The organism is Allorhodopirellula solitaria (assembly GCF_007859855.1).
Classification (GTDB): Bacteria; Planctomycetota; Planctomycetia; order Pirellulales; family Pirellulaceae; genus Rhodopirellula; species Rhodopirellula solitaria.
This window is the reverse complement of sequence record NZ_SJPK01000038.1, coordinates 1-12,786: the sequence shown is the minus strand read 5'-3', so window position 1 is coordinate 12,786 and position 12,786 is coordinate 1. Positions and strand designations below refer to the sequence as shown.

3 protein-coding genes are annotated in these 12,786 nt (G+C 54.3%); all 3 read left to right on the top strand.

Annotation, left to right across the window (positions count from 1 at the left end; translation table 11 throughout):
- The first annotated feature begins 653 nt into the window (after positions 1-653).
- The 3 genes from CA85_RS24155 to CA85_RS24145 are packed head-to-tail and all read left to right on the top strand — an operon-like array spanning position 654 to position 11,746.
- Positions 654-3,962, top strand: coding sequence for a caspase family protein (locus tag CA85_RS24155; protein ID WP_146394214.1), 3,309 nt, complete (start codon positions 654-656; stop codon positions 3,960-3,962).
- A complete protein-coding gene (locus tag CA85_RS24150; RefSeq protein ID WP_146394212.1) occupies positions 3,952-8,730 on the top strand; it encodes an nSTAND1 domain-containing NTPase in 4,779 nt (1,592 codons plus the stop codon). Before CA85_RS24155 ends, CA85_RS24150 begins: the two co-directional genes overlap by 11 nt.
- A gap of 16 nt (positions 8,731-8,746) precedes the next feature.
- Positions 8,747-11,746, top strand: a complete 3,000-nt coding sequence (locus tag CA85_RS24145; RefSeq protein WP_146394210.1) for an nSTAND1 domain-containing NTPase — start codon at positions 8,747-8,749, stop codon at positions 11,744-11,746.
- Positions 11,747-12,786: the final 1,040 nt, after the last annotated feature.

Below are 12,786 nucleotides of genomic sequence, written 5' to 3'. Positions count from 1 at the left end.
CTTGGACACTGTCCAAGAATCATCGAGGCCAAGAAGATCACGGTAATGTTCGTTGAGACTGTTCATCCCACCAGTTTACAAAAACCAGCTAAAATCGGCTATCTGCCACTAAATTCCGAGAAGAACCGGTGAGATTGGCTTGCTTTCGATCGTCTTGGACCGCTTCGAATCGATTCCGCAGCAGTTTGAAGAGCGCGTCGGCGGAAAGGAACCGACGGGTTCTGGGGGAAAGCGTTTGGTCTGTCATGATGAGGGTGCTCCATGCTTAACGATTTTAGAAGCACGCATGATAGGAAATCGGCAAGATTTTGACAGTCCGCAATCCATCAAAATCATGGCGAAGTGCTAGCAAATGCCGACACCGCAAAACACGGCGTTTTTAACGCCGCCGGGAACTGCTGTCGCTGGAAAAGTTCAAAAACATCCGAATTCGGAGTACATACTTACGAGATTTCACGAGGCGAGTGACGATGCTCGCGTTGAGTGTCGTGCCGCTATCATCAGGCAACCGGAGGATTCGAATTGTGGAAAAGAAGCCGCCCGAGTCCAATTATCCAGACTGATCAATCAAAATCCTCACACTAGCATCCCACGCGGTGGAGTGGATCCGGTAGAATGCTTGTGATTGGGTTTCTAAAAAGAAAGGAACGAGTGTGGCTGGGAATATTTATGCATTGCTGGTTGGAATCAACGACTATTCCCCGGCCGTGGGGAAGTTGGCAGGTTGCGTCAATGACGTCGATCATTTCCGCGGCTATCTCACGGACAACTTTGAAAAAGCACGACTGCGGATTGAGGTGCTGAAGGATGCAGAGGCGACGCGTCCTAATATCATCGAACAATTTCGATCACACCTGAGCAAAGCCAAGGCGGAAGACGTCGTTGTATTTCAGTACTGTGGCCACGGCGCTCGATGGAAATCAGCGAAAGCGTTCGAGCAGTTCTATCCCGATGGAATGGATGAAGGCTTGGTCTGTTACGATAGCCGGTCGCCAGGCGGATTCGATCTCGCTGACAAGGAATTGGCAGTTCTCCTGTCCGAGCTGGCAAAGAACGAACCGCACATTGCAGTCATCCTCGATAGTTGCCATTCCGGCTCGTCTACGCGCTGCGCGGATGATTTTGCGTTAGGCAAATGTCGACAGACACATCAGGTCTTCGACGAACGGCCGCTTGATAGCTACGTTGATGGCTACTACACAGCGGTAGAAAAGAATGGGGAGAGGCTGGAGATCCCACCTAGCCAGCACATCTTGCTGGCAGCCTGCCAACGAATCCAAAAGGCGTTCGAAACCAGAGAACACAGTGGCGTTTTTACCAGCACCCTGCTGGATGTCTTGCACAAATCAAAATCAGATCTGGCCTACGCTGATCTTTTCATGCGCTGCCGAGCGATGGTAAACAAGAGAGCTGACAATCAGGATCCCCAGTTTGAAACTTTTTATGGTTTTAACGCATACTCTGGATTCCTTGGCAGTGAAACGATTCGGAGGGCACGTCGATACAGTGTCTATTTTGATGACGATTCTTGGATGGTTGATTGTGGAGCGTTACATGGGTTGCCAACAGAACCTGATGTTACCACCGAGCTGACGCTGTATCGCGAAAAAAGCCCATCACTGCGGGCTGGACGCGCAGTGACGACTCAGGTGGGCGCGCAAAAGAGCCAATTGGATTTGGCAGATCTGAAGTCCGACGAAGAGACTCGCTACTTGGCAGAAGTCACCAGCCTCCCGGTCCCGCCATTGCCTGTCTTGCTGGAAGGGGAAGCGAAGAAGTCCGCATCTCTTCAGGAATCGCTTTCTGAATCAGAGGATCAGTCGATTGGCATTTCCTTTCTGACCGCCTCGGATCAGGGAACCGCTTATGCACTCAATGCCGCGGACGACGGGCTCCGGCTGCAATGGCGAGAAACAGGCAAGCTGATTCAGGGGACCATAGGAACGTCCATTGCTGCCACTGAATACATGATCGGAATCCTCAAACGCATTGCCGACTGGGAGCGAGCTGTCAAGCTACAAAACCAGTCGACCAAAATGAATCGAGACGATGTGCAATTTCAATTCAGTGAGGTGCTCGATGATGACTCACTGCATCCCTACGACAGCAACGAAATCACTCTCGATATTCGCGAGCAAGGAGAGAACTGGTCCGAGGTGCAGGGGAAATTCACTGCAAACAATCGCACCGCCCAGCCGTTACATTTCGTGCTCGTTCACCTTTCAGACGATTTCGGCATCACCATGCTTTACAAGGAGCGAGTAGAACCCACGAAGGAATCGTTCACGTTGACGCCCATGGGTGAAAGCGTTGTGAATCTTTTACTCAATGAGACAGACGGTGACGAGGTCACCCACACATTCAAATTGATCGTCAGCACCGAGGAGGTAGACGACTTTCTACTTGGCCAGGATGGCCTGGAGATCGGCAAGATTTTTAACCCGCGAGGAACACGGGCTGCCAAAGGGCTTTCATTCGGTAAATCTCGAAGGAAGCTCATTCATAAGAATGAGTGGTTCACAAAAGATCTGAGAATCCGGCTCATCCGACAGCTCGATCGAGTCTCCGCCAAAGAGACGACGCTGGCGGGTGGCAAGATTAAGATCAAAGGCCATTCGTCACTCAAAGCCGCCGTCAGTCTCAGCGGAGCGAAGTCAGGAACTCGCGATTCCGGAAATGGTGCGGACTTCTACTGGGCCCTCGAGCGTCAGGGTATGGACCTACTGAACTTCGCGGGCACTCGAGGCGACGTCCAGAACGTTCTGGAGCTGACCGATATCCAAAATCCCGAAGCCCTGCAAGATCACCCGCTGGAAATCGCACTCAAAGTTGATCTGGCCGACAACGAGTTCATCCTGCCTCTCGTGTTTGACGGTGAGGACATTTTGTTGGCGGGAGATCCCCAACATGCTGACGACGGCACAACGCACATCACCATCAGCGGCATCCCTGAATGCCGGGACAACCGCCGCAGTCTCGGCAGCGCTTTGAAACTGTATTTCTTCAAGACTTATCTCAAACGTGACAACGTCAATCGACTCTGTTGGATCGAGTACAAACCGGACGGCTCGTTTGAACGACATCGCAGCGATATCGCCGAAAAGGTCGCAGCCGCGCAGAACGTCTTGCTGCTCATTCACGGGATCATTGGCGACACCGATGGCATCGCCCAAGGGCTGTCGCTGGCCAAGGACGCCGACGGAAAGAATGTTAGCGAAAAGTTCGACCTTGTGTTGACATACGATTACGAAAACCTCAGCACTCCCATTTTAGATACCGCGGTCAAGCTCAAGCAGCAACTCGCCAGCGTTGGCCTCGACGTGAACAAGGACAAGGGTTTGACGCTGTTAGTGCATTCGATGGGCGGTCTGGTCGCGCGATGGTTCATCGAACGCGAAGGTGGCAACCAAGTCGTCGATCATCTGGTCATGTTTGGCACACCCAACGTGGGCTCACCCTTCGGCCTAGTCGACTTGGCTCGCAAACTGTCCAGCATGTTGACCACACTGGCGATCGCCACGTTCCCAGGGTTCACGCCCTTCTGCGGCGCGTTGGTGTACTTACTCAATCGCTCGAAGAAGGTGACTCCGACGCTGGAGCAGATGAACCCGACCTCCGATTTCATCACAACGCTTAACAGCAGCCCCGACCCGGGCGTGCCCTACACAATCGTTGCCGGCGACATCCGCGACTACCAGGACTCGGCTGATCAGATCATGGCCCGGCTGGTTGCCAAAGTCGGAACGGGCATCGCGTTCGACGCGCTCTATCACAACGACGGCCACGACATCGCGGTCAGCGACGACAGCATCCGCGGCATCGCCGATGATCGAATCCCTGCACCGACAAAACACAACGTAGTCTGTCACCACCTGAACTATTTCATATCCGAAGCCGGATTGAAGACACTGGCGGAAATTCAATGGTCACGGATCGGAGGAAGAACTTTCGATGAGCGTTGATCGAGGGATTTCGTTTGGAAAGAATCCGGTTGAAGCCGCTGCGGCGGACTTCGCCCACAATCGAGCGTACGTCATCGGGATCAATGCGTACCAGAACGGAATTCCTCAGCTTCGTACCGCAGTAGCTGATGCAGAGCGACTTGGAAATCTGCTTGAGGAATCCCATGGATACAATGTGTTTGCGTTGCCAAAGGATGGTGCTCCGACACTTTTCACACTGCGAGAACTCATCCACAACCAGATGCCCCAGCAAGTGGGTCCTGACGATCGTGTGCTTCTCTATTTCGCAGGGCACGGCATCGCACTCGATGGTGATGGCGGACCGGAAGGATACTTGGTTCCCGAGGATGCCAATCGCGAAGACCGCGCAAGCTTCTTGCCGATGACGGAACTCAGTGATGCATTAGGCGAGCTACCGTGTCGACACATGTTGTTAATCCTGGACTGTTGTTTTGCCGGCGCGTTTCGTTGGTCCAGCACGCGAGACCTAAGTGCATTGCCCAGCGTGATTCATCGCGAGCGGTATGATCGATATATTCGGGATCCCGCCTGGCAAGTGCTCACTTCAGCGGCCTACGATCAAAAAGCGCTCGACGTTCTTTCGGGAAACACGATCGGAGAGCGGATTGAAACAGCCGAACACTCTCCCTTCGCCGCAGCCCTGTTTCGCGCGTTGGCAGGAGACGCGGACCTGATTCCGCGTGGGAAAGATGGCCAGCCTGGGGGCGATGGCGTGATCACCGCCACCGAATTGTATCTGTACTTACGCGAGTACGTGGAAACGGCAACGGTCGAACAACGAACACGCCAGACACCGGGACTCTGGCCGCTAAAGAAACACGACAAGGGTGAGTACATCCTCCTGTCGCCTGGTCACGAGTTGAATCTGCCACCCGCGCCGGAACTGAACTACGCCAACAATCCCTACCGCGGCCTACAATCGTTCGAAGAGGAAAATAGCCAGCTCTTTTTCGGACGTGCAAAGGAAATCGAAGAACTACGCACGCTTGTCTCGTCACAACCTCTGACAGTTGTGCTGGGCGCATCGGGAACAGGCAAGTCCAGTCTTGTGAAGGCGGGCTTGCTTCCACTTCTACGAAGCGTCGATGACGAGGATTGGCAGATTCTTCCCACCATACGCCCTGGCAAGTCGCCGCTTGCGACACTCGCGAGTCTGACGTTGCCTGGCGAGGCCACGGGCACTGATGAAGCCAGCCGATTGGCTGAACTTTCGTCAGACGACAACGCATTCGCGCAAAGAATCCAGACATGGGCAGCGGCTCATCCCTGCGGCTCACAATTGCTGTTGATCGTAGACCAATTCGAAGAACTGGTAGCACTCTGCTGGGACTGCCAGGAGCGGGATCGCTTTATCGGATTACTGGCATTGGCTTTGAACGCGCAGCCCGATCGATTTCGACTGGTTTTTACAATTCGTTCGGATTTCGAACCGCAATTTTCCGCGTGCGCGTTATCGAGTTGTTGGATATCGAGCCGTTACGTGGTTCCTGCAATGTCGATAGACGATTTGCGAGAGGCCATTGAAGGTCCAGCATCTGTCCGCGTGCTCTATTTCCAACCCGCCGGGCTTGTGGACCGGCTGATTGATGAGGTCATCCAAACACCCGGCGCAATGCCATTGTTGTCGTTTACGTTGAGCGAACTCTATGTGCGGTATCTCCAGCGACGAGGCGACGACCGGTGCCTGACACTTGCGGACTTCGAGCAACTTGGGGGCGTTGCGGGATCACTACGAAGCCGCGCTACAGAGTTGTATGAAAAGCTGGATGGTCCACATCAGGCAACGATGCAGCGAATCATGTTACGGATGGTCTCCGCTCAAGGCGGTGAACTGGCTCGGCGTCGCGTCCCCAAGTCGGAACTTGAGTACCCGAGCGACAACGAAAACAAGCGTGTCGCGGCCATCTTGAATCGCCTTTCTGAAGCCCGTTTGATTGTCGAAGGCAAGGAGGTCGACGGAGAACCCTATGTCGAGCCAGCACACGACGCACTGGTTCGCGGCTGGGACAAATTGCTGGCGTGGACTCGCAGCGAGCAGGAACAGCTCACGCTGAGACGCTTGTTAACCCCGGCGGCCATTGACTGGCAACGACATAAGGGCGGGACATGGCACACCAACCCGCGGCTGTCGCTATTGAGACGCGTCCAGGAATCGCCGGAAAATTGGCTTAACAACACTGAATCCGGATTCGTCAACCGTAGTGTGGCAAAACGACGAAGGATTCTGGTCGGGACGTCCGGTATCGTGGCGGTGGCGTTTCTGATTCTGGCGGTGATCACGCACTACGCTATTCTGCAGCGTGACGACGCAATTGCAAAACAGGGCAAGCTCGATATCGCAAATCAGGATCTCGAAGAATCGATCGAAATCCAGAAGCAAAAAACTGCGGAAGCAGAGCAGAACGCCGAAAATGATCGCGTTGCACGCGTGATGAACCGGGCCCAGATTCCAGGACACGAGGTTGATGCCCTGGTCGGCGCCCTCGATGTAGTCGCCAGCCGCGCCAACACGGGAAAATCTCCACGTGGCGACGAACTTCGATTTCTCGGAGACGCAGTAATCGCCGCGCAATCCTCCTTTCCGTTACGCGGTCATACGTCATGGGTCCGAGTCGTGCAGTTCGCTCCCGATGGCCGGACACTTCTGACTGGCAGCGGCGACGGCACAATCCGGATCTGGGACACCTCCACTTGCCGTCTGCTCCGCGTACTCCAGGGAAGTGAGGGTGTAGTCGTCGCTCTTCGATTCCGTCCCGACGGTCAACGAGTTCTTGCCTGCGGCTGGAATAAAGCTGCCAGAATATGGGATGTGACGGACGGCCGCAGCCTTACGGTGCTCGGTGGACACGATTCAGTGGTCCAAGACGGTTGCTTCACGCGGTCAGGCGATCTGGTCCTGACCGCCTCAGGCACGACTATCTCCATCTGGAACAGTTCCGATGGGGTCCTGGTGCGAAGCCTGGTCGGCAAACGCGATGATGGTTTTTCACTTGGACCAGTCCAATCCGTGCTACTTTCTCCTGACGAGTCCCGCGTACTCGCCTTGCACGATGGTCATATCAGCTACATATGGAATGCAAACACCGGCGAGCGTCTGACGACACTGGATATAGGTCAGGGCAATCTCAAGGGCGCGGTGTTTATGACTACGGATGATGGATTGAAGCTCATCACGCTGAGTATGGAAGGACGTCGAAATTTAAATGTGTGGGACGTCGCAACAGGCAAGTCTGACAGAATCCTCGATCATCAGGGCTACGGCTACGTCCTGGCCCTCTCGCCCGACCAGAGCACGCTCGCAACCGGCGACACCGGAGGGACGATCCAATTGTGGCGCACCGACGATTGGACACGCGTGAACTCTCTTCCAGGACATTCTGAAACCATCGAGAACCTGACGTTCTCCCCTGACGGAATGTTCCTGGTATCGGCCAGTTCGGATAATACCGCGAGGATTTGGAGAACTGCTGACGGAAAGAACGTACGGGAACTCAGAGGCCATAGCGGTTCGGTTATGAATGTTGCGTTCAACGGTGATGGGACGCGTGTGGCCACAGCCAGCAAAGATAACACCGCCCGGCTTTGGCGAATGGGCCGCGAGGGCCAACTTCAATCGTTCCGATCCCATCAGGATCGGATCGCCACGGCAGCGTTTACCGGTGTTGGCCACCATTTTTTTTCGGCGGGGGGCGATGGTCGGCTTTTCCTCTGGGACGAACGCAACAAGGCGGCAGTGGCTGAACGGGATACACTCCTCGTCTCAATCACGAAAGCAGTCGCGTCGCCACACGGCGACCGCATCTTTACCAGCGGCAAGAAAGGCAACGATTACCTTTGCCAAATGTGGAACGTTGGAACAAAACTGGAAAAGGCATTCGATTTTCAGAGTCCGCCGGGAATTGTCTGGTGTGCGACGTTTTCTCCAAATGGGTCCGTCATCGCTACCGGCCATCGCAACGGAACCATCGAAATCTCCGACTCCGGCACGGGTGTCCGGATCGGCACGCTGCCTGGACACAAGGACGGTGTCCATTCGATCGAATTCTCACGCGACGGCGAGCATATTGTCTCAACGGGGCGAGACAATACTGCGGTGATCTGGAATTGGAAGGCGGAGGAGGAGTACGCGCGTTTTCCGCACCCTGTTTACGGTGGGCGAGCAATCGCGACATCGCCCATCGAGACCACTTTGTCGCCCGACGGATCCCGACTGATCCTCAACATCGGGTCGGTTGTGCTGTTCAACGTGCCCGACAGCGAAGTCATTGTGACCATCAAAAAACAAAGTCAGGCTCAGCCGGCCGCGCGTTTCTCACCTGACGGTGACTTGGTCGTGACTGCATGCGGCGACGGCTCCGCGTCGGTTTGGGACGCTGCGACCGGGCAACTGATCCGGGAAATCGCAGCTCACCGCGGATGGGTCTCTGATGTACAGATCTCCCCCGACCAGCGGCAACTCCTTACATTCGGCCGCGACGATAACACGGTCAAAATTTGGAATCTTGAAACGGGCGAGTTACTCACCGCGCACATCCTGCCCGGAAGTATAACCGGAGGCGAGTTCTCGCCAGACGGACAATATGTCCTCGTCTGGGTGGGAACGGAACTGCGTCTATATGCTGCAGCGGTCGAACCGCTGGTTTCTCACGCTGTTTCCCTAATCCGTTATCAGCCAGAAGGCGTGCCATTCCTGAAACTCAAGCCGCAGCGTTCGGCAGGCGACGCTGAGACGGAAGTAACCGACTGACCTTGGACAAAACATCATGCGCGACCCAAACAACAAACCAGTCATCCTTTTGGCGTTTGCGAACGACCGAGACGACACGGTCGGTTATCTGCGCAACCTGCCGGATGAAGCACGGCGTTTGCGAGAGGCCCTGGAACGCGCGGAGCAGGCAGGTTTGTGCGAGGCGGTGGTGCGATCCAACAGTACCGCAGGCGACATCTTCAAGGTGTTTCAGGCCCCAAAGTACCGCAACCGTATCGCCATTTTTCACTATGGCGGACACGCCAACGGTTACCAGTTGCTGCTGGAGTCAGTCAGCGGGCAGACCGCATCGGCCGACGCGAGTGGGTTGGCTGCTTTTCTCGGGCAGCAGCAGGGTCTGCAATTGGTGTTTCTGAACGGCTGCTCGACCCAGCTACAAACTCAGGAGTTGCTCGATGCGAACATCTCGGCAGTCATCTCTACGTCGCGGTCAATCGATGATCAGGTGGCGACGGATTTCGCCTACCAGTTTTATCAAGGAATGGCGGGCGGAGCATCGATTCGCACCGCTTACAAGGAAGCCGAAGCGTCGGTGCAGACGGTGAAAGGCGGCACGACGCGAGGCGTGTACTTTGGCAACAAAGACGATCCGAAAAGCCAACTTGAGCCAGATCGCTGGCCCTGGAATCTGTACCTACGTCAAGGTTCTGAGTACGCCGATCAGTGGAACTTACCCGAGGCGGTGAACGACCCGTTGTTTGGTCTGCCTCCACTACCCGAACAAGATCTGCCTGAAAGCCCCTATCGGCATTTGAGTTGGTTTCGTCGAGAGGACGCTGAAGTGTTCTTCGGGCGTGGACATCAAATCCGCAAACTGTACGACCGACTGAACGCCCGGCGCTCGGCACCGATCGTGCTGTTCTATGGCCAGTCAGGTGTCGGAAAATCATCCATTCTCGATGCGGGACTGATTCCTCGTTTGGAACGGGACTACGAAGTCCGTTACTTACGACGTACAGAAGGAGGGCTTTTGGACACGCTTCAATTGGCGTTCTTACAAGAAGCATCTGACGTTTCGATTGAAACAGCCTGGCGAATGAGCGAAGAACGATCGGGCAAGCCGCTTATTGTATTTCTGGATCAAGTCGAAGAACTTTACACGCGTCCGATTGCAGACTTGTCTGATGAGTTGGATCAACTATTGCACGCGGTGAAAGCCACGTTCGGCGACCCGAAGAATCGGCCTAAAGGCAAGCTGGTACTCGGATTCCGCAAAGAATGGCTGGCGGAATTGGAATCTCAACTGGTGGAATTCGAGCTGCCGCGTACCAAGGTGTTTCTTGAGCCGCTCGACCGCCGTGGCATCATCGAAGTGGTCCAAGGTCCGTCCAGCTCCAAGCGAATGCGCGAGCGGTATGGACTGACGATTGAAGACGGTTTGGCCGAGATCATCGCCGACGATCTGCTGGAAGATCGTGTCTCAGCCATCGCGCCGACCTTGCAGATATTGTTGACCAAGTTGTGGAATAAGGCGATCGACGCGAACTACGAACAACCGAAGTTCAATCAGGATTTATATCAGCAGTTAAAACGTGATGGAATTTTGCTGCGAGATTTCCTGAACCAACAGATCACTGCCTTTCGAGAGCGATATCCCGATGCCGTCGATTCCGGTCTGCTTCTCGATATCATCGCGCTTCACACGACACCTCTGGGCACGGCCGGTCAGTGTACGATCGAGCAATTGCAGGAGCAGTACGTTCATTTGGGCGCATTGCTACCGGACGTACTTCAGCAGTGCCAAGATCTTTATCTATTGACGCTTGCCTCAAGCGATCAGAAGAATAGCAACGAAACAACACGCTTGGCGCACGACACGCTCGCGCCGATCGTCCGCGAGCAATTCGATTCGTCCGATAAGCCCGGACAACGAGCGAGGCGCATCCTAGACAATCGATCAGTCGGCTGGTCGGAAAATCGGGAGAGCACGCCACTGGACGAAGCAGATCTCATTGTTGTCGAGCGCGGCGTTACCGGAACGCGCACCCTCAATTCTGCTGAGCAGCGATTGCTTGAACGCAGCCTCGAACTGCGAGACAGATCGCAGCGAAATCGAAAGTGCCTGAAAATAGTCGGTGCACTGGCTAGCGTTGTGATCGTCGGGCTGGGCGTGTGGGGATGGTTGAATTTCAATCAGGCCGAAGCAGCACGAAAGAATCTCGACGCAACCAATACCGCATTGACGCTGACTAACAGAGACCTTGCCACAACTACGGAAGGATTGAAGGAAAAAACCAATGAGGCCAACCGATCGAAGAGAAAAGCCGAAGCCAATTTACAAACTGCGAAACACTCCGTGGAAGATCTATTGGATCTATTCACCGAGTTGCCAAGGCGTGCAGGTGAGGTTGCGGCGGCAATGACCGCGGCAGATGCCCAAACAGCTTTCGAGGCCATTGAGCGGTACGGCATGCCTTCGTCACGCCGAATCACAAGCGCAGGTATTGAGAAAGCAGTCGAAGAGCTTGATTCTCGTTTGACCATTTGGAGAGATTATTCAGGCCCGTTGAACGAGTTGCACGACGAGCATCCGGCGAAGGAATGCAGAGATGCGGTACTCAATCTAGTGCGGGTCACTGCGGATGAATGGAAAGAGCAATCTTCGAGCGAATTGTTAACAAGGTCGACCCAAAGCAAACTCAGAAATGAGCGTCGCGAATTTGAACGCGATATCATCACACAAGGATTATGTCAGCGGGCCATTAATGTCACGTTAGCAATCGCGGAAGCAGCATCTGAAGGTAGAGAATCTATGCTGACGTTCCGATCTGAATTTGAACGACTGTACTGGGCAGAACTGTACTGGGTCGAACTGGGACAAGACGGGGAGTCCTCGTTGGAAGCGGCAATGGTCGCATTCCGCGACACAGGACTCCAGAACTGGAGACTTGACGACGTATCCAAATCGGATCTGACAACTCTCGCAAGAACGGTCCGAGATTGTTGTGAATTGCTGATTTCGCATCCGACAATCGAACGGACTCAACTCAAATAGGACAACACAGTCAACACGCTCCAGCTCCTTGAAAGTAGTCGGATTGAAATCGACCGCCGTGTCTGGTTGCCATTTACGTTTCGATAGTGTTTCATGTCCGACACAATCAATAAAGCGGTCGCCTTCCGTGATCTCGCAGTCGATCGACTACATCCATCGGGATCAGTCAACTGAGATACTGGCAACTTTCAAAGAGTCACGGCAGGGATAAAGCTGAACACGCACGAACAGCTGATTGAGCAACTACTCGCAGATTATCAAGGCTTAAACTACGACGCGATGGCGGCGTGTTATCACAAAAACGCGACATTAACTGACATTGCATTTCGGCTGAAAAGCCAAACACAGATCCATGCGATGTGGCATATGATCTGTGCGAATGGAATTGAGGTACATGTGGAAAAAGTCAAATCCGATGGAGCTACCGTGCGTGCAGCGATTCCCGGCGGCGTTGAAAACGCCGTGATTTGCGGGGTCGGCATTTGCTAGCACTTCGCCATGATTGTGGCGAGCCGTGGACTGCCAAAATTTTGGCTCATCCGACGGAAGCGTGCGCCCGAGGTTTTCAAGGCATGGCACCAGTATCCAAGGATTTATTTGTGGGATGTGATTATCGATGTTAGACTGGCACTGTCGTGAGAAACGGAGCCGAGCTCTGCAGACGTGCTGGCTTGGCAAGGGATATCTCGGTCGACGGTACGCCAATGGCGTTGTCGGTCCCTGGCGAGCGTTTGTTCGTCAGGGACGCATTTTTGAACGATCATTGGATACGAGAGCCATGCCTGGTATGTCCCCAAGTTAGCCTAAAAAACTACCAGGGGCGCATTCTGAGTGCTTTCATTGAAGGAATTCACTTTCCCTTCAATCAAGGAACTCCGATATGGCAATCGCCACCAAGAAACGTTCGTCAAAATCGTCAAAATCCAATCAGGCCCGTTACATCGGCAAGCCAGCTGGGGTGATTCAGCAGCGAGTCGAGGCGGTCGGTCCCTCTCACTTTGGTGTCGTTTCGGTCGACTGCGCCAAACGCAGATCCAAGT

Excerpts from the sequence above, each read along its gene's own strand:
- CA85_RS24145 (WP_146394210.1), top strand. The coding sequence starts at position 8,747 with ATGCGCGACCCAAACAACAAACCAGTCATCCTTTTGGCGTTTGCGAAC.
- CA85_RS24150 (WP_146394212.1), top strand. The coding sequence starts at position 3,952 with ATGAGCGTTGATCGAGGGATTTCGTTTGGAAAGAATCCGGTTGAAGCC.